Raw genomic sequence first — 18,504 nt, forward strand, 5'->3', positions numbered from 1 at the left:
GGGCCATGGAAGCGGGGGTGGAAAGGCGCGCCTGCTTCGTCTTGTCCTATGTGCGTGGATGCGGCCCCGATTGCGGGCACCCCATGCGCCTGTTAGGTGTCGGCCTGACAGACGGATAATGAAACGGGGCGCGTTCTCGGGCCTCCAGAGGAATTTGATGCGAAACAGACTGACGGCCTTCATCCTCATCGGCATGGTCCTGGGGGTGATAACGGGCTTTGTGGCCAATCAGATGATCGGCGGCGATGCGACGCTGGCGAAGGATGTGGCGGGTTATTTCCACCTGCTGGCCGACATCTTTCTCCACCTCATCAAGATGATCATCGCACCGCTGGTCTTTTCCACGCTGGTCGCGGGCATCGCCCATATGGGCGATAGCGCGGCGCTGGGGCGGATCGGCGGGCGCGCGCTCGCCTGGTTCATCATCGCCAGCCTGATCTCGCTGACCCTGGGCCTGATCTTCGTCAATTTCTTCGCGCCGGGCGACGGCCTCAACCTGGTCCGGTCCGGCGCGGATGCGGGCGTGAATACCGAAGCGCTCAATTTCCGCGACTTCATCCTGCACGTCTTCCCGACCTCCATGATCGGGGCGATGGCGGACAACCAGATCCTGCAAATCGTCGTCTTCTCCCTGTTCGTGGGCGTCGCGCTCACCGCCATCGGCGACAAGGCCAAGCCGATCATCACCCTGATCGAGGCGATGGTCGAACTGATGTTGCAGGTGACGGGCTATGTGATGCGCGTCGCGCCTTTCGCGGTGTTCGGTGCGCTCGCCTCGTCCGTGACGGTGCAGGGCCTGGGCGTGCTGAAGACCTATGGCGCGTTGGTGGGCGAATTCTACATCGCGCTGATGTGCCTGTGGGTGCTGCTGTTCTGCGCGGGCGCGATTTTCCTGGGCAAGCGGATGTTCAAGCTGATCCGCTATGTGCGCGAACCGATCCTGATCGCTTTTTCCACCGCCTCGTCCGAAGCGGCCTATCCCAAGATGCTCGAGCAGCTCGACCGGTTCGGCATCCCGCGCCGCATCTACAGCTTCGTGCTGCCGCTGGGCTATTCGTTCAACCTCGATGGGTCGATGATGTATTCGACCTTCGCGACGATCTTCATCGCGCAGGCCTATGGCATCGACCTGCCGATCGCGACGCAGATCACCATTTTGCTGGTGCTGATGGTGACCAGCAAGGGCATCGCCGCCGTGCCGCGCGCGTCGCTGGTCGTCGTCGCCGCGACGCTGGGCCAGTTCGACCTGCCGGTCGAGGGTATCGCCTTCATCCTGGCGGTCGATCATTTCATGGACATGGGCCGCACCGCGACCAACGTGCTGGGCAACGCCATCGCCACGTCGGTCATCACCAAATGGGAAGGCATGCTGGAGGTCGAGGAACCGATCGACGTCGCGCATCCCAAGGCGCCGGCGCATGGCGCCGCCCATGGCCGCGCGGGCCTGGAACTGGCGCCCGACATGGTGGACGGCGACCGCAAGGGTTGAGGCAGGCCCTGCCTTCGATGATGTGAAAAAGGCCTCCGTTCCCAGCGAACGGAGGCCTTTTCCATTCTACCAGAGAATGCCGCGCACCGGTGTGATCGGGTCTGGCGCCGGGTCGCCGATGGATTGCAGCAGGTCGATCTCGATCGTGCGACACATGGCGGTCAGCGGCACGTCATGGACGCTGTCGGCAAAAGGATCGGTCAGATCGTCGCCGATCCGCAGCACCGACATGAACATGAAGCCCGCCACCGTCGAACCGAGCGGGGTCGCGAAGCCCAGCGATTCGACCAGCCCGATCGGCAGCAGGATGCAGAAGAGATGGGTGAAGGCGGTGGGGATGAAGCGATATTGATAGGGCAAGGGCGTGTTCTTCAACCGCTCCATGCCGCCCTGCGCATTGGCGATATCGACCAGTACGGCTTCCATCTGGCTCTGCTGGATGGTGTCGATCCAGCCTTCGCGCCGCGCCATGTCGATCCGGCGGCCGGTGCTGTCGAGCAGGCCGTTGGCCGGATTGGCGCGGGCCAGAGCCTTGCCCTTATCCTCTTCGCGCAGCAGGCCGGTCACATCCTCGCCGATCGGCTGACGCCGCAACTGGCAGCGCAGCGCGTTCACATAGGCGATCTGGCGCTTGACGATCTCGCGCTTGAGATCCTTGGCCTCCGGATCGGGCAGGAAGTTGCGCGTGGCGCGCGACAGGCTGCGCGAGGCGTTGATCATCGCCCCCCACAGGATGCGTCCTTCCCACCAGCGCTGATAACTGCTGTTCGACCGGAAGCCCAGGAACAGCGCCAGCGCCGAACCGAAGATGGTCAGCGGCAGCGAGGGCGCCTTGAAGGGCAGGACATAATAAGCGATCGTCACGGCGCAGTCCCATATGAACAGCGCCGTCAACGGCTTCCATATTTCGGATGCGATCCGGCGCATGCTGGGGACGGCATCGACTATCATGCAAAACTCCTGATCATGAACCGGCGCAACGCCTAATGGCCCGGAAATGCTCCCTTGATGCCATAGCGAAACGAAACATTGCTGCGACTGCAACCTGCACAGATGCAGGTCGTTACACAACAATCCACAGGATATGGGCCAGCGGGAGGCGGGTCGACAGGAGGCAGGCATGACCAGCGACGCAGCCGACGCCGGCGAGAAGAAAGCGGCCCTGTCGCTCCAGTGGCAGATGCTGGGCGGCTTCCTGACCGGGCTGATCGCGGGCCTGATCGTCTATATGGCGGCGCCCGACGCGCGCTGGGTCGATACTGTCACCACCTATGTCACCGGGCCGATCGGGCAGGTTTTCCTGCGGCTGCTGTTCATGCTGGTCATACCGCTGCTGGTGTCGGCGCTGATCGTGGGCATTGCCGAAATGGGCGAATTGCGCTCGCTGCGCAGGGTGGGCTTGCGCACCCTGGTCTACACGCTGGTCGTGTCGGGCATCGCGGTGGTGCTGAGCCTGGTTCTGGTCAACCTGTTGCGGCCGGGCGCCGGGGTCGATCCTGCACAGGCGCAGGCATTGCTGGCCGATGCCGGGCAAGGGGCGAAGGCGATCCTCAATCGGGGCGGCGACACGCCGACCGGGGTGGAGGCGGTGCTGGCCATCATCCCCGACAACATCATCGCCGCCATGGCCGGCAACGACATATTGGCGGTGATGGTCTTCGCCCTCTTCTTCGGCATCGGGCTGGTGATGGTGCAGACGGACCAGTCCAAACTGTTGCTGAACGCGATGGAGGGCCTGTTCGAAGTGACGATGCGGCTGATGGGCCTCGTCATCCGGCTGGCGCCGATCGCCATCGCCTGTTTCATGTTCAACCTTGCCGCGCAGTTCGGATGGGATCTGCTCATCCGCCTGTCCGCCTATGTCGGCGTGGTGTTGCTGGCCTTGGCGCTCCAGATGTTCGGCGTCTATTCGCTGCTGATCGCCTTTGTCGCGCGCCGATCGCCGCTGCGCTTCTTCGCGGCGGTGCAGGAGGCCAGCGTCATGGCCTTTGCCACCGCCTCCTCAAACGCCACCCTGCCCACCGCCATCCGCGTGGCAGAGGACAAGCTGCACCTGCCCCGCCGCATAGCCCGCTTCGTCCTGACCATCGGCGCGACCGCCAACCAGAATGGCACGGCGATGTTCGAAGGCATTACCGTCATCTTCCTGGCGCAGTTTTTCGGCGTGGATTTGTCGCTCGGCCAGCAGTTGATGGTGATGGCGGTGTGCATATTGGGTGGCGTGGGGACGGCGGGCGTGCCGGCCGGATCGCTGCCGGTGGTGGCGATGATATTGGGCATGGTCGGCGTGCCGCCCGAAGGCATCGGGCTGGTGCTGGGCGTCGATCGTTTCCTCGACATGTGCCGCACCGCGCTCAACGTGACGGGCGATCTGGTCGCTGCTACGGTGATCTCCGCAGGCGAGGATGACGGGCGGGAGGAAGCGCGGGCATGAAGGGAGCTATGGCGCGGATCGGGGCAGCCATCGTCGCGCTGACCGCATCGACGGGCCTTTGCGTCCAGTTCGACGCCACGCTGACGCAAACGGGATCGGTCGGCGAAACGCTGTGGACGATACTGCGCTTCTTCACCATCTGGGCCAATATATTGGTCGTCATCACATTCGGGCCGTTCGCATTGGGGCGGCATGTGTCGCCTCGGCGCGTGGGCGGCACGGTGCTGGCGATCCTGCTGGTCGGCATCATCTACGGCCTGCTGCTGCGCGGCCTCCTGTCGCTCAGCGGTGGGGCGTTGCTGGCCGACACGCTGCTGCACAAGGTGACGCCGCTGCTGGCGCCGCTCTGGTGGATCGCCTTTGCCCGCAAGGGGCGGCTGAACCGCCGCGATCCGTGGATCTGGGCGATATTTCCGGCGGCCTATCTGCCCTATGCCCTGATCCGCGGCATGATGGAGCGAGCTTATGCCTATCCCTTCATCAATGTCGCGAAGCTGGGATGGGGGCAGGTCGCGATCAACGCGCTGCTGATCGCGATCGGCTTCGTGCTGGCGGGTTATGTGCTGGTCTGGATCGACAGGCGGTTCAGCGCGCGGCCTTCGCGGCTTCGCCCCACCAGATAAGGTTTTTCGCAAAACCGGCAAAACCGCGCTCCAGCGCCGCGCCACCTTCGCCCTGCGGTTGCGCCTGCTCGTTCAGCGTCTGGCCGATCTGGCCGACGCTCAGCCGCTCCGGCACGATCGCCATCCCCATGGCCGACAGCGTTACCGTCCAGTCGGCATGGCTGTTGACGCCGGCAAAGCGGCCCGCCGAGTAACTGGCGATGGCAGCAGGGCGGCGATCAAATTCCTTGAGATAATGATCGACCAGATTTTTAAGGCCCGGCTGCATCCCCCGATTATATTCGCCAGCCACGAAAACGAAGGCATCGGCAGTGGACAGGCGATCGGCCAGTTGCGCCATGGCGGCGGGCGCTTGCCCAGCCGGATAGTCGCTGTAGCGCAGATCGAGCATGGGCAGGTCGATCGCCTTTGCGTCGATCAGTTCCGCCTTGTGGCCCAGTCCTTCGAAACCCCGGATCAGATAGTCGGCCAGCCGAATGCCGAGCCGGCCGCGCCGATAGGAACCGTAGAGAACGAGGATGTCGAGCGCCATGCGAAGCCTTTCCTGTTGTGATGGAACGGCTTGTCGCACCGGCGCCCGGCAACGTCCACTCTTACCGCAGCTTGGCGATGTTCAGCCCGTCTTCCTTGGCGCGGGCCTTGGTCGATTCTTCGCTGCGGGTCAGCGCCTTGGCGATCGCCTTGAGCGCCATGCCCTTCTTGGCAAGCGTATGCAGCTTCTGGATCTCATCCTGAGTCCAGGGCTGCTTGTGCCGCTCGAAACGATCGCCTGCCATCGGATTTCCTTTGTCGAGAGAACCGCACCGGCCCGCTCCCCCACCCGGCCACCCATATGATACTGCCGTTGGGTGGCCGGGTGGGGGAGCGGGCCGGTACCGATCGGTTTCAGCTCAGCTGAAACCCAAAAAATCAATCCGCGAAGGGGTCGCGGACGAGGATGGTGTCGTCGCGTTCCGGCGACGTGGACACGAGCGTGACCGGGCAACCGATCAGCTCTTCGATACGGCGGATATATTTGATCGCCTGCGCGGGCAATTCGGCCCAGCTGCGGGCGCCCGCCGTCGTATCCTGCCAGCCTTCGATATCCTCGTAGATCGGCTCGGCCTTCGCCTGGTCCTGCGCATGGGCGGGCAGGTAATCGAACGTCTGGTCGCCGATGCGATAGCCGACGCAGATTTTGAGAGTCTCGAACCCGTCCAGCACGTCCAGCTTGGTGAGCGCAATGCCGGTCACGCCCGACACGGCGACCGACTGGCGCACCAGCACCGCGTCGAACCAGCCGCAACGGCGCTTGCGGCCGGTGACGGTGCCGAATTCATGACCGCGCTCGCCCAGCCGCTGGCCGGTGGCGTCGTCCAGTTCGGTCGGGAACGGGCCGGAGCCGACGCGCGTGGTATAGGCCTTCACGATGCCCAGCACGAAACCGGCGGCGTTGGGGCCAAGGCCGGTGCCGCTCGCCGCCGTACCCGCCACCGTGTTCGACGAGGTGACGAACGGATAGGTGCCATGGTCGATATCGAGCAGCGTGCCCTGCGCCCCTTCGAACAGGATGCGCTGGCCGGCTGCCTTCGCCTTGTTCAGCGTCAGCCAGACGGGCTTGACGAAGGGCAGGATGAAGGCCGCGATTTCGGTCAGGTCCGCCATCAGCTGAACGCGGTCGATCGGCGCTTCGCCGAAACCGGCACGAAGCGCGTCGTGATGGGCGGTCAGGCGATCGATCTGAAGGTCGAGATCGTCCAGATGCGCCAGGTCGCACACGCGGATCGCGCGGCGGCCGACCTTATCCTCATAGGCCGGGCCGATGCCGCGACGGGTGGTGCCGATCTTGCCGGCTCCGCTCGCGTCTTCGCGCAGGCCGTCAAGGTCGCGGTGGAACGGCAGGATCAGCGGGCAGGTTTCGGCGATCTGGAGGTTTTCCGGCGTGATTTCCACGCCCTGCCCGGCCAGCTTGGCGACTTCATCGCGGAAGTGCCACGGGTCCAGCACCACGCCATTGCCGATGACCGACAGGGTACCGCGCACGATGCCCGACGGCAGCAACGAAAGCTTATAGACTTTTTCGCCCACGACCAGCGTGTGGCCGGCATTATGGCCGCCCTGAAAGCGGGCGACGACATCGGCGCGTTCCGACAGCCAGTCGACGATCTTGCCCTTGCCTTCGTCGCCCCATTGAGCGCCGATCACGGTCACATTTGCCACAGATACAGTCCTCCGCCCGCCGCGCGGACCGGCCATGCCCTTCGACGGGACTCGGCATGCCGGTGGGATAATCGGGCGCATGGTGCGCCCTTGATGCGGGGCGCGGGTTAGCCGCGCTGCCCCGATGAAGTCAAGTCAATAGGCGCTGGGCTTTGCGCCATCCAGCCAGTGCGAGCAACGCTGGGCGGCGCCATCTTCGCCTTCCGACAGGGCCGCGACCGTGTGCCAGCCTTCGGCTCGCAACTCTGCCGCACGCGCCGCGTCATGGCCGAGCGGCAGGAACAGGCGCTTGGGCGCTTCGCCGCCGAACCCGGCGTCGATCAACGGATCGGGATAGAGGGAAAAGCCCATGGCCGGCTCGTCCGCCCCATCGGCACGGGCGATGGCATAGCTGCCGCCGCGACCGATTTCGCCGATGAAGCCCTCGGCAAAGATGGAGAAGCCGAACCAGTTCTGAAATTCAAAGCCATGCCGTTCGGTCGGATCGAGCGTCAGGGTGATGTCCCAGCCGATCGGCTTGGCGATGGCGCGCAGGCCCGCGATGCGGCTGTCGATCGCGCCGCCCAGTTGCGCGCTCAACGCCTCCAACCGCTCCATTGCGGCGTGGAACGGGCCGGTCGCTTCGATAAGTGGCAGATAAGCGGCAGCGGCGGGGCTGATCGCCACCAGCGCGCCGGCATCCTTGGCATCCAGTTCGGCGCGCACCGCTTCGATCTCATTGGGGGCGAGCGGCAACGGCCCGGCGGCCAGCGCGTCGATCAGGTCGGGCAGGGTGAAGTCGATGGTGATGCCGGTGACGCCGGCGGCCTGCAACGCCTCGATCGCGATATTGACGATCTCGACGGCAGCTGCGGCACTGTCGCTGCCGATGAGTTCGGCGCCGAGCTGCAATTTCTCGCGTTCGGGGCGCAACTGGCTGGCTTTCTGGCGAATCACCGGGCCGGCATAGGACAGGCGCAGCGGGCGAGGCGCGGTCGCCAGACGGGTGGCGGCGATACGGCCGACCTGCGCCGTCATGTCCGGGCGGAAGGCCAGGCTGCGCTGCGACACAGGATCGACGGTGCGGACCAGATCCTGCGCGCGCATCGACTTCAAACGCTGCGTCAGCGTATCCTCAAACTCCGCGAGCGGCGGCATCACCCGTTCATAGCCATGGGTCGCAACCGTATCGAGCACGCGGCGCGCCAGACGCGCGGAGGCTTCGGCCTGCGGCGGCAAGCGATCGGAGAGGCCCTCCGGCAGGAGGCTTGGCGGGATCATGGTCATGGGACAGGCCTTTAGCGGATAATGCTATATTATCCAGCCTCCGTTCGTCCCGAGCAGCCCCTTCGACTGCCTGCCAAGGCAGGCGCTCAGGACAGGCACTGCGCGAAGTCGAAGTCCCGTATCGAAGGATGCTTCGATACGGGACTTCGACAGGCTCAGCCCCTACTCAGCACGAACGGAATTTCTAAGCTGTTACGCGAAACGCAGCAGCTTCACCTGCTTCACGCCGGTGAGGTTGCAGATTTCCCAGCGCAGCGGTTCGGTGACGGTGCCGTCCACCGACAGCAGCAGCACGGCTTCGCCACCCTGGTTTCGACGGCCCAGATGGAAGGTGCCGATATTGACGTCCGATCCGCCCAGCTTGCTCCCCAGGCGACCGATGAAGCCGGGCGCGTCCTGGTTGACGATGTAGAGCATCGTGCCGTCCAGATCGGCTTCCACCTTGATGCCGAACAGTTCGACCAGACGCGGCTGAGCATGACCGAACAGCGTGCCGGCGACCGAACGCTCGCCGCTTTCGGTGGTCACGGTGACGCGCACCATGGTCTGATAATCGCCTTCGCGGTCATGGCGCACTTCGCGCACGTCCAGGCCGCGTTCCTTCGCCAGGAAGGGCGCGTTGACCATGTTCACCGTGTCCGAATAGACGCGCATCAGACCGGCGAGAACGGCGGCGGTGATGGGCTTCTGGTTCAGTTCGGCGGCATGGCCTTCCACTTCGACGGCGACGCCGCTGATCTGGTCGCCTTCCAGCTGACCGATCAGGCTGCCCAGCTTTTCCGCCAGCGCCATATAGGGCTTGAGCTTGGGCGCTTCCTCGGCCGACAGGCTGGGCACGTTCAGCGCGTTGGTGATGCCACCGTCCAGCAGATAGTCGGACAGCTGATCGGCGACCTGAAGCGCGACATTGACCTGCGCTTCGTCGGTCGATGCACCCAGATGCGGGGTGCAGATGAAGTTGGGGGTGCCGAACAGCGGCGATTCCTTGGCTGGTTCGGTCTGGAACACGTCGAGCGCGGCGCCCGCGACCTGGCCCGAATCCAGCGCGTCCTTCAGCGCCGCTTCGTCGATCAGGCCACCACGCGCGCAGTTGATGATGCGCACGCCCTTCTTGGTCTTGGCCAGATTTTCGCGGCTCAGGATGTTGCGGGTCTGGTCGGTCAGCGGCGTGTGCAGCGTGATGAAGTCGGCCTTGGCCAGCAGCGTGTCCAGATCAGCCTTTTCCACGCCCATTTCGATGGCGCGTTCCGGCGTCAGGAACGGATCGAAAGCGACGACCTTCATCTTGAGGCCCAGCGCGCGGGTCGCGACGATCGAACCGATATTGCCCGCGCCGATCAGGCCCAGCGTCTTGCCGGTGACTTCCACGCCCATGAAGCCGTTCTTGGGCCACAGGCCCTGCTGCGTCTGAGCGTTTGCCTCGGGCAGCTGGCGGGCGAGCGCGAACATCAGCGCGATGGCATGTTCGGCAGTGGTGATGGAGTTGCCGAACGGCGTGTTCATCACGATCACGCCCTTGGACGAGGCATAGGGAATGTCGACATTGTCGACGCCGATGCCGGCGCGGCCGATGACCTTGAGGTTGGTCGCGGCGTCCAGGATTTCCTTTGTCACCTTGGTGGACGAACGGATAGCGAGGCCATCATAGTCGCCGATGATGGCGATCAGTTCTTCGGGGGTCTTGCCGGTGATGACGTCGACTTCGACGCCGCGTTCCTTGAAGATTGCGGCGGCGCGGGGGTCCATCTTGTCGCTGATAAGAACTTTGGGCATGGATTTTATCCTTTGCAAAATAGTCCCGTCATCCCCGCGAAGGCGGGGATCCATCTCTCGACATTGCACCTGTCGATAGGGCCGGAGATGGATTCCCGCTTTCGCGGGAATGACGACAATTATGAGAGTTAAGCGGCAGCCTTCACGGTCGCATAGGCCCAGTCGAGCCAGGGACCGAGCGCTTCGATATCCGCCGTTTCGACGGTCGCGCCGCACCAGATGCGCAGGCCGGCCGGGGCATCGCGATAGCCCGCGACGTCATAGGCGGCGCCTTCCTTTTCGAGAAGGGCGGCGAAGGCCTTGATAAAGGCTTCGTCGGCGCCTTCGACGGTCAGGCAGACGCTGGTCTTCGACCGCGACGCCTCATCGACGGCGAGATGGCCGAGCCAATCCCGCTCCGCGACGATCTTGCCCAGCGCAGCCGCATTGGCATCGCTGCGCGCGATCAGGCCGGCCGAACCGCCCAGCGACTTGCCCCATTCCAGCGCGAAGATCGCGTCTTCCACGGCAAGCATGGACGGCGTGTTGATGGTTTCGCCCTTGAACACGCCTTCGGCCAGCTTGCCCTTCGCCATCAGGCGAAACACCTTGGGCAGCGGCCAGGCGGGGGTGTGGGTTTCGAGGCGTTCGACGGCGCGCGGGCCGAGGATCAGCACGCCATGGCCACCCTCACCGCCCAGCACCTTCTGCCAGGAGAAGGTGGCGACGTCGATCTTCGCCCAGTCGATGTCATAGGCGAACACCGCGCTGGTCGCGTCGGCGAAGGTCAGGCCTTCGCGGTCGGCCGGAATCCAGTCGGCGTTCGGCACGCGCACGCCCGACGTGGTGCCGTTCCAGGTGAACAGCACGTCGGTGCTGAAATCTACCGTCGAAAGGTCGGGCAGCTGGCCATAGTCGGCGCGGATGACGGTGGGGTCGAGCTTGAGCTGCTTGGCAGCGTCCGTCACCCAGCCTTCGCCGAAGCTTTCCCAGGCCAGCGTCGTCACCGGACGCGCGCCCAGCATGGTCCACATCGCCATTTCGAACGCGCCGGTGTCGGAACCGGGGACGATGCCGATGCGGTGGGTGTCGGGCAGGTTCAGCAGCTCACGCATCAGGTCGATGCTGTAAGCAAGACGGGTCTTGCCGATCTTGGCGCGGTGCGAACGGCCGAGCGACTCAGTGGCCAGCTTGGCGGCATCCCAGCCCGGAGGCTTGGCGCAGGGACCGGAAGAGAAAAAGGGGCGGGCCGGACGGCTGGCGGGCTTTACAGCAGGCGCAATGGTGGCGTCGACGGCAGTCAAATCAGTCATGTAATGCTTCTCCTTACAGAGAGCTGCGCGGCGTTGGGACCGCGTGGCCCGTCGGCCGCACTAATGTCGCCGAAAAAAGAGTCAAGCCGTTTGTCGAAATGCGACGAGCCGCATCGCCGGTTAACTTTCGTAAAGATTCGGGATGGTAAACATCCGATTCATGGAAGAGCGGGTGACAGAAACTGGACTTCTGCGCGGCGCGGCTCTGGCCGTCGCCTGTGCGATCATGCTGAGCGCCTGTAGCGGCGATCTGGTCCCGCGCGGGCGCGTGGCAAGCGCGCCCAAACCGCCGCCGCCCGTCCGCGCGCCGGCGCAACCCGCCATGGAAACGCGGCAATGTTTCGCCAAACTCCAGTCGCAGGCGGTGGCCTTCACCCCCCTTCCCGACCGGAATTTCGGCGGCGGATGCAGCGCGGTAAACAGCGTCAAACTGATCGACATCGGCGTGCCGACGACCGGCATCGGCGCGATCACCTGCAACCTCGCCGCCAATTTCGCGGCCTGGGCGAAGTTTGGCGTACAACCCGCCGCGCGCGTCATCTTCGGCGCGGAGATCGAGAAGATCGAGACGTTCGGCACCTATAATTGCCGCCCGATCGCGGGCAGCGGCAAGCTGTCCGAACATGCGCACAGCAACGCGATCGACGTATCCGCCTTCGTCCTGTCCGACGGCCGGCGAATCAGTATCCAAAAGGATTGGGACGGCGACCGCCAAACGCGCCAGTTCCTGAAAATCGTCCACGCCAGCGCCTGCAAGCGGTTCAACACCGTGCTCAGCCCCGACTATAATGCGGCCCATCGCGACCATTTCCATTTCGACATGGGCGGGCGTGGAGGGTTTTGCCGCTAATTCATTTCGTCATTGCGAGCGCAGCGAAGCAATCTATCGCACCACATGGATTGCTTCGCTGCGCTCGCAATGACGGGGCGTTCCTATCAATTTCCCGCCAATCCAGACTTGGTTTTGTCACCGCCCGACACTAAGTTGGTGCAAATGACGAAAAAAGAAATCGAAGAACGCAAATTCCGCCCGGCCCGCGAAGAGGCCCATGACGCCAAGAAACAGCTTGGCACCCCCCAGACGCAGAGCGCCGCCTATAAGCTGGCCTATCAGGATACCGAATTCCTGCTGCGTGACGATCTGCGCCCGGTGCGGTTCCAGCTGGAACTGCTGAAACCGCAATTGCTGATGGACGAGGCGCAGATCGAATCGACCTTCGTTTTCTATGGCTCCGCGCGCATCCCCGAGCCCGATCAGGTGCAGGCGCGGATCGACGCGGCAACCACGCCCGAACAGAAGCGCATCGCCGAAAATCTGGGCGCCAAGGCCCGCTATTATGACGAAGCGCGCAAGCTGGCACGGATTTCGGCCCAATATCCCGTCAATGCGGAGGGCGGCCGCCACTTCGTGGTCTGCTCGGGCGGTGGCCCGTCGATCATGGAAGCGGCCAATCGGGGCGCGCAGGATGTCGGCCAGACCACCATCGGCATGAACATCGTCCTGCCGCATGAGCAGGCGCCCAACCCCTATGTCACGCCGGAGCTGAGTTTCCAGTTCCACTATTTCGCGCTGCGCAAGATGCACTTCCTGCTGCGCGCCCGCGCGCTCGCCGTCTTCCCCGGTGGGTTCGGCACGTTCGACGAAATGTTCGAGCTGCTGACGCTGATCCAGACCGGCAAGATGAAGCCGATCCCGATCCTGCTGTTCGGCAAGGATTTCTGGACCCGCGTCATCGATTTCGAGGCGCTGGCGGACGAAGGCGTGATTTCGCACAGCGACCTCAATCTTCTGACCTGGGTCGAAAGCGCGCAAGAGGCGTGGGACGCGGTGCAGGCATTCTATCAAGACAGTCAGGCCGCCGGCTGATCCGACCAGCCGAGCCGAAAAACGGACGGGCGGCACGCCATGACTTTGGCGACGTCACCTGTCCGTGCCATCCCTGATCTTCAGAAGATCAGAGGAGATGGCATGAACTGGACCAAGCGCGCTATATTATCGGCCATGGCCTGCGGGTTGATCGCGGCGGCGCCCGGTTCCAGCGACCTGTCGAAACTGACGATATTGCGCGATGTGAAGCCGGGCCTGTGGACGCACAGCTTCACCACCATCCCCAAAAACCCGGCAGCACCCGACCGGCAGGAACGCGCCTGCATTTCCGCCGCGCAATTGCAGGCGATGATCCGGGAATCGCTCGCGGCCGGGCCGAGCGAACAAATATGTCCGATCAGCGTGGGGTTCGATTCGTTCAGCAAGGCGAGCTTCACCCTGAACTGCCCGGCGATCCGTATCCCCGAACTGGGCGTCACGGCCCCGGCCGCCAGCATGCCCGGCGAGATCGTGCGCAGCGGGCGGGAAGAACATTGGGTCGTGTCGGTCAAGACCCCCGCCGTGCCCGGCAAGGTGCCCGCCGCGACATGGCGCCACGACTATCGGCGGCTGGGCGATTGCCCCAAGTGAGCGGACTTGCCCTGAACCGCTGACCGCTTTAGGGCGCGGCCATGCTCGGTGACCTCGCCCATGTCGACACCTGGATCTTCGATCTGGACAATACGCTCTATCCGGCGAAGGCGGACCTGTTCGCGCTGATCGACGTGAAGATGGGCGAGTATATCCAGGGGTTGCTTGGCTGCGACCCGGTGATCGCGCGGCAGACGCAGAAGCGCTATTTCATGGAGCAGGGCACGACGCTGTCGGGCCTGATGCACCATCATGGCATCGAACCGCACGCATTCCTGGACTATGTCCACGATATCTCGATGGACCGGCTGGAAGTGGATGCGGCGTTGAACGCCCATATCGCCGCCCTGCCCGGCCGCCGCCTGATCTTCACCAATGGCGACGCCGCCTATGCCGGCCGTGTGCTGGAAAAGCTGGGCCTGGCGCAGGCGTTCGAGCTGATCCACGACATCCATGCCTGCCAATATATCCCCAAGCCCGATCCATCGGGCTATGCGGAATTGTGCCGGGTCCATGCCATCGATCCGACCCGCGCCGCCTTTTTCGAGGATATGGCCCGCAACCTCAAGCCCGCCAAGGCGATCGGCATGACCACCATCTGGGTCAATAATGGCTCCGAAGCGGGCAATCACGACCATCATCCCGATTTCATCGATTATGAAACCGACCATCTGACGCCATTTCTGGCGAAAATCATTGGGGAAGCAGCATGAGCCAAGACCTGATCACCACCATCGACGCCGCATGGGAAGACCGCGCCAACGTCAATCTCCAGACGCAGGGCGATGTGCGGTCGGCCGTCAATCAGGCGCTGGCCCTGCTCGACAAGGGCGAACTGCGCGTGGCGCAGCCGACCGAAGCCGGCTGGCAGGTCAACCAGTGGGCGAAGAAGGCCGTGCTGCTCAGCTTCCGCCTGAACGACAATGTGCTGATCGACAATGGGCCGGGCGCGGGCCATTGGTGGGACAAGGTGCCGAGCAAGTTCGCCGGCTGGGACGAGGCCGCCTTCCGCGCCGCCGGTTTCCGCGCCGTGCCGGGCAGCTTCGCCCGCGCCGGCAGCCACATCGCCAAGAACGTCATCCTGATGCCCAGCTTCGTCAATATCGGCGCGTTCGTCGATGAAGGCACGATGGTCGACACCTGGGTGACGGTCGGCAGCTGCGCCCAGATCGGCAAGAATGTCCATCTGTCGGGCGGCGTCGGCATCGGCGGCGTGCTGGAACCGCTGCAGGCCGACCCCGTCATCATCGAGGATGACTGCTTCATCGGCGCCCGGTCCGAAGTCGTGGAAGGCGTGCGCATCGGCAAGGGTTCGGTCCTGTCGATGGGCGTGTTCATCGGCATGTCGACCAAGATCGTCGATCGCGCCACCGGCGAAGTCTTCATCGGCGAAGTCCCGCCCTATTCGGTCGTCGTCCCCGGTTCGCTGCCCGGCAAGCCCCTGCCCGACGGCACGCCCGGCCCCAGCCTCTATTGCGCCGTGATCGTCAAGCGCGTGGACGCGCAGACGCGGTCGAAGACCGGCATCAACGAGCTGCTGCGCGATTGATCGCAGTCCGGCGGGGTGGCCTGGCGCCACCTCGCTGACACTATCGCACGGACGAGACGGTTCTGGGCCGGCGGCAGCGTCCTTGCGGATATGACGGTCCTGCCCAATCGCCTGCTCATCGTTGACGATGACGCCACCCAGATCGGCCAGTTGGCCGATAATTTCGCCCGCTACGGCCTGCATGTCACCGGCGCCGCCTCTGCCCTCCAGATGCGCGAGCGGCTGGAGCAAGAGGATTATGCGCTGGTGGTGCTCGACCCCACCGTCGCGCCGGGTCAGGGCACCGCGCTGCTGCGCGAACTGGCGATCGAGCGCCGCCTGCCGGTGATCGTCCACAGCGCCGCCTGTGGCGATGCGGACCGGATCGCCGCGCTGGAAATGGGCGCCGAAGATTGCCTGAGCAAACCGGCCAATCCGCGCGAACTGCTTGCCCGCATCCGGGCCGCCCTGCGCGGCCGCGCGGGATCGGCGCGGGAAGTGCAGGCACCCGCCGCCCGCAGCGTCGCATCGTTCGAGGGCTGGCGCGTGGACATGACCACCGGGCAGCTGTTCAACCCGGTCGGCATGGCCGTCGCCCTGTCGGACGGCGAATTTCAACTGCTGCGGGCCTTCATCGAACATCCGCGCCAGGTGCTGGACCGCACCCGCCTGCTCGACCGCGTCTATGGCGCGACCAGCGACCATTATGATCGCTCGATCGACGTGCAGCTATGCCGGTTGCGGCGAAAGCTGTCGGCCTGCGGCCTTAAAGGCCCGGTCATCCGCACGATCCGCAACGAAGGCTATATGTTCGTCCACAGCGTCACCCACTAAGCGATCATTCCAGCGCCAGCAGGGCGAAGGTGGCGAGCCAATGTTCGCCCATATAGTCGCCCGCGACATGGGGCAGGCTGGCATCGATATGGACGCGCGCGGCCCGCTCCGCCAGATCGGCGACCGGATCGCCGGTCCCTAGTGCGGCGGCGATCCCGCGCCAGCACCAGGCGCGGCTGAGGTTCAGGCCGTCGAGATGCGCGATCTTGCCATCGCTGCGATCCGATACGGTGGCGGGCGTGAACAGCGTCACCGGTTCGCCCGCCGACAGATGCGGCAGGAAGGCGTGGAACCAGTCGGCAAAGTCCGCGCGATCCAGCAGACGGCTCATCAGCAGCGCCTCGCACAAGGCGGGCGAGAGAAATTCGTCGCCGCCCGGCTCCCACGCCTGACAGGCGCGGTCCTGCCCGAACCAGCCGATCGCCCTGTCGCGGATCAGCGCCACCAGCGCGGGATCGCGCGCCTCCGCCCAACCCAGCGTCAGGATCAGCGCGAAGGCGATGTTGAAATGGGTGCCGACGCGCAGCGGATAGGTCAATTTGGGCAGGAAAGCATGGAAGCGCTCTGCGAACGCGTCGGCCAGCGGCGCGAAGGCATCGGCCCAGGGCGCGTCATGCAACGCCAGTTCCTGATGCAGCGCCAGCGCCCAGGCCCAGCCATAGGGCCGTTCGAACCCGGTGCTGAGCGGCCGATGCAGATAGGCCAGTTCGCCCGCCACCTTGTCCGGCACCAGCATTGCGTCGCCCCGCGCCCGGATCGCATCCCCCTGCGCCAGCGTCGGGAAAAGGCGCTTCAGGCGCATCACCTGCCACCAGCCATGGACGCAGCTATGCCAGTCGAAACTGCCGTGGAAGATCGGATGATGGTCCTGCGGCGGCCGGGCATCCTGCGGCCCGGCCATCACCAGGTCCATCTTGTAGGGATATTGCCGCCCCAGATGCGACAGGGTCAGCGTGGCGAAATTTTCGCCAATCTCTTGCGTCAGAAGCGTCATCGAAAGGCCAGCCAGTAGATAAGAGCGATGTTGACGATCAGCAGCGGCAGTGCGGTGCCGACCTGCCGCTTGATCACGCCATGCTTGTCCTTGAGTTCGAGCAGGGCGGCGGGGACGAGGTTGAAATTGGCGGCCATGGGGGTCATCAGCGTGCCGCAGAAGCCCGCCAGCATGCCGATGGCGCACACCACCGCCGGATCGCCATGATAGGTGCGGATGAGCAAGGGCACGCCGATCGCCGCCGTCATTACCGGGAAGGCGGCAAAGGCATTGCCCATGATCATGGTGAAGAGCGCCATGCCGAGGGCATAGGCGATCACCGCGCCAAGCAGGCTGCCCTGCGGGATCGCCTGTTGCACGATACCGCCCACCACATCGCCCACGCCGGCCAGCGCGAAGACCGCACCCAGGCTGGCCAGCATCTGCGGCAGGATCGCCGCCCAGCCGATACAGTCCATCAGCCGCCGCCCCTGCTGCAACGGCACCAGCGCCCCGGCGCGCAGCCACAGGCATCCGGCCGTCATCGCGATCAGCACCCCCAGCGCCAGCGCGATCAGCGTCGCCTGCTTGGCATCGAACCAGTCCGGCGCGGCCTTGAACAGGAAGGTGCCGGCTAGCGCCGTCACCGGGATGACGAGCGCGATAACGAAGAGGCGATTGCCGAAGCGATCAGCGCGCGCCTGCCGCTGCTCCGGCGGCACCACGCCATCGCCCCGGCCAAGGCCCAGCGCGCCAAGTGCGATCAATCCCAGCACCAGCACGCCATTGCCAAGATCGCCCAGCCTGTCGCCCGCCCACATGGAGGTCGCGAGCAAGGCCCAGAAGGCGGCGGTCGTCCAGCGACGGGGATTATCCCGATCGCGCGCGCCCAGCAGGGCGAAGGCGGCAAACACCGCGCCGGCCAGCGCATAGACCCAGTGCAGCGTGATCATCACTGCCCCTCCGCGCGCCGACGCGTCAGCCGCCTGTCCAGCCGCCACAGGCGGAATCCGTGGATCAGCAGCGCCGCGATCGCGGTCGGGATCGCCCAGACCGACAGCTGCAACGGCTCCAGATCGATGCCATATTGTTCCAGCAGTCCCTTGATCAGCAGGATGGAGCCGATGGCGAGGAAGATATCTTCGCCGAAGAAAAGTCCGATATTGTCGGTCGCCGCTGCCCAGGCCTTGATCTCCTCGCGCTCCGCATCGTCCAGATCGCCCGCCTGACGCTCGGCCGCCGCTTCGGCAATCGGCGCGACCAGCGGGCGGACCGTCTGGGGATGGCCGGCAACGGAGGTCAGGCCGACGGCGGCCAGCATCTGCCGCAGGATCAGATAGAAGGTCAGGAAACGACCGACCGTCGCCCCGCGCATCTTCGCGATCAGGCCGCGCGCCCGCTCCTGCAACCCGTTCGCTTCCAGCAGGCCGACGACCGGCAGCACGATCCAGATGATGCTGACATAACGGGCATCGTTGAACGCCTTGCCGAAGGCGGCGAGGATCGCCAGCGGGTCCAGCCCCGCCGCAAGGCCCGTGACGATCGCGGAAGCCAGGATCACCAGCAACGGATGGAAGCGCAGCAGGAAGCCCGCCACGATGATGGCGATGCCGAGCAGAACCATCAGCCGCGCCT

General features: G+C 64.8%; 19 protein-coding genes. 9 read left to right on the top strand and 10 right to left on the bottom strand.

Annotation, left to right across the window (positions count from 1 at the left end; genetic code table 11):
• The first annotated feature begins 157 nt into the window (after positions 1–157).
• The gene (locus tag F4U94_RS04355) at positions 158–1,489 is read left to right on the top strand and encodes a dicarboxylate/amino acid:cation symporter (protein ID WP_120252297.1); all 1,332 of its coding nucleotides are present in this window, start codon (positions 158–160) and stop codon (positions 1,487–1,489) included.
• A gap of 66 nt (positions 1,490–1,555) precedes the next feature.
• On the opposite strand, the gene F4U94_RS04360 is transcribed toward F4U94_RS04355, so the two are convergent.
• On the bottom strand, positions 1,556–2,440 hold the full coding sequence (locus F4U94_RS04360) for a bestrophin family protein (RefSeq protein WP_120251702.1): 885 nt from the start codon (positions 2,438–2,440) through the stop codon (positions 1,556–1,558).
• Positions 2,441–2,609: 169 nt separating this feature from the next.
• Here F4U94_RS04360 and F4U94_RS04365 point away from each other — a divergent pair, with 169 nt between their 5' ends.
• A complete protein-coding gene (locus F4U94_RS04365; protein WP_120251701.1) occupies positions 2,610–3,923 on the top strand; it encodes a dicarboxylate/amino acid:cation symporter in 1,314 nt (437 codons plus the stop codon).
• Positions 3,920–4,546, top strand: a complete 627-nt coding sequence (locus F4U94_RS04370) for a Pr6Pr family membrane protein (protein ID WP_232015786.1) — start codon at positions 3,920–3,922, stop codon at positions 4,544–4,546. The genes F4U94_RS04365 and F4U94_RS04370 overlap by 4 nt, the downstream gene beginning before the upstream one ends.
• On the opposite strand, the gene F4U94_RS04375 is transcribed toward F4U94_RS04370, so the two are convergent.
• The 6 genes from F4U94_RS04375 to F4U94_RS04400 form a co-directional block, all read right to left on the bottom strand.
• Positions 4,509–5,078 (bottom strand): NADPH-dependent FMN reductase, encoded by a 570-nt coding sequence (locus F4U94_RS04375; protein ID WP_120251699.1) that lies wholly within the window; start codon positions 5,076–5,078, stop codon positions 4,509–4,511. The genes F4U94_RS04370 and F4U94_RS04375 overlap by 38 nt on opposite strands.
• A gap of 61 nt (positions 5,079–5,139) precedes the next feature.
• Positions 5,140–5,322 carry a hypothetical protein gene (locus F4U94_RS04380; protein WP_120251698.1) on the bottom strand — a complete coding sequence of 61 codons (183 nt, stop codon included), beginning with the start codon at positions 5,320–5,322 and terminating at the stop codon, positions 5,140–5,142.
• Between the two features lie 133 nt (positions 5,323–5,455).
• Positions 5,456–6,745: an adenylosuccinate synthase gene (locus F4U94_RS04385; RefSeq protein WP_120251697.1), complete on the bottom strand. Its 1,290-nt coding sequence runs from the start codon at positions 6,743–6,745 to the stop codon at positions 5,456–5,458.
• Between the two features lie 135 nt (positions 6,746–6,880).
• Complete coding sequence (locus tag F4U94_RS04390) at positions 6,881–8,011, bottom strand: ATP phosphoribosyltransferase regulatory subunit (RefSeq protein WP_120251696.1); 1,131 nt, start codon at positions 8,009–8,011, stop codon at positions 6,881–6,883.
• A gap of 192 nt (positions 8,012–8,203) precedes the next feature.
• On the bottom strand, positions 8,204–9,784 hold the full coding sequence (gene serA, locus F4U94_RS04395; protein WP_120251695.1) for a phosphoglycerate dehydrogenase: 1,581 nt from the start codon (positions 9,782–9,784) through the stop codon (positions 8,204–8,206).
• A gap of 128 nt (positions 9,785–9,912) precedes the next feature.
• Positions 9,913–11,076 carry a phosphoserine transaminase gene (locus tag F4U94_RS04400; RefSeq protein WP_120251694.1) on the bottom strand — a complete coding sequence of 388 codons (1,164 nt, stop codon included), beginning with the start codon at positions 11,074–11,076 and terminating at the stop codon, positions 9,913–9,915.
• Positions 11,077–11,236: 160 nt separating this feature from the next.
• Between F4U94_RS04400 and F4U94_RS04405 the strand changes: the two genes are divergently transcribed.
• The 6 genes from F4U94_RS04405 (at position 11,237) to F4U94_RS04430 (ending at position 15,896) form a co-directional block, all read left to right on the top strand.
• The gene (locus F4U94_RS04405) at positions 11,237–11,926 is read left to right on the top strand and encodes an extensin family protein (RefSeq protein ID WP_120252296.1); all 690 of its coding nucleotides are present in this window, start codon (positions 11,237–11,239) and stop codon (positions 11,924–11,926) included.
• Between the two features lie 144 nt (positions 11,927–12,070).
• Positions 12,071–12,943: an LOG family protein gene (locus F4U94_RS04410; RefSeq protein ID WP_120252295.1), complete on the top strand. Its 873-nt coding sequence runs from the start codon at positions 12,071–12,073 to the stop codon at positions 12,941–12,943.
• Positions 12,944–13,045: 102 nt separating this feature from the next.
• The gene (locus F4U94_RS04415) at positions 13,046–13,534 is read left to right on the top strand and encodes a DUF3617 domain-containing protein (RefSeq protein WP_120251693.1); all 489 of its coding nucleotides are present in this window, start codon (positions 13,046–13,048) and stop codon (positions 13,532–13,534) included.
• Positions 13,535–13,575: 41 nt separating this feature from the next.
• A complete protein-coding gene (locus F4U94_RS04420; RefSeq protein ID WP_120251692.1) occupies positions 13,576–14,247 on the top strand; it encodes a pyrimidine 5'-nucleotidase in 672 nt (223 codons plus the stop codon).
• The gene (dapD, locus tag F4U94_RS04425; protein WP_120251691.1) at positions 14,244–15,083 is read left to right on the top strand and encodes a 2,3,4,5-tetrahydropyridine-2,6-dicarboxylate N-succinyltransferase; all 840 of its coding nucleotides are present in this window, start codon (positions 14,244–14,246) and stop codon (positions 15,081–15,083) included. The genes F4U94_RS04420 and dapD overlap by 4 nt, the downstream gene beginning before the upstream one ends.
• Before the next feature lie 90 nt (positions 15,084–15,173).
• Positions 15,174–15,896: a winged helix-turn-helix domain-containing protein gene (locus tag F4U94_RS04430; protein ID WP_120251690.1), complete on the top strand. Its 723-nt coding sequence runs from the start codon at positions 15,174–15,176 to the stop codon at positions 15,894–15,896.
• Between the two features lie 4 nt (positions 15,897–15,900).
• On the opposite strand, the gene F4U94_RS04435 is transcribed toward F4U94_RS04430, so the two are convergent.
• Genes F4U94_RS04435 through F4U94_RS04445 form a run of 3 tightly spaced genes read right to left on the bottom strand, consistent with a single transcriptional unit; the run spans position 15,901 to position 18,496 of the window.
• Positions 15,901–16,890 (bottom strand): DUF2891 domain-containing protein, encoded by a 990-nt coding sequence (locus F4U94_RS04435; protein WP_120251689.1) that lies wholly within the window; start codon positions 16,888–16,890, stop codon positions 15,901–15,903.
• Positions 16,887–17,822 (bottom strand): DUF979 domain-containing protein, encoded by a 936-nt coding sequence (locus tag F4U94_RS04440; protein ID WP_120252294.1) that lies wholly within the window; start codon positions 17,820–17,822, stop codon positions 16,887–16,889. The genes F4U94_RS04435 and F4U94_RS04440 overlap by 4 nt, the downstream gene beginning before the upstream one ends.
• Positions 17,822–18,496: a DUF969 domain-containing protein gene (locus tag F4U94_RS04445; protein ID WP_120251688.1), complete on the bottom strand. Its 675-nt coding sequence runs from the start codon at positions 18,494–18,496 to the stop codon at positions 17,822–17,824. Before F4U94_RS04445 ends, F4U94_RS04440 begins: the two co-directional genes overlap by 1 nt.
• Positions 18,497–18,504: the final 8 nt, after the last annotated feature.

This window comes from Sphingobium limneticum (assembly GCF_008710155.1).
Classification (GTDB): domain Bacteria; phylum Pseudomonadota; class Alphaproteobacteria; order Sphingomonadales; family Sphingomonadaceae; genus Sphingobium; species Sphingobium limneticum.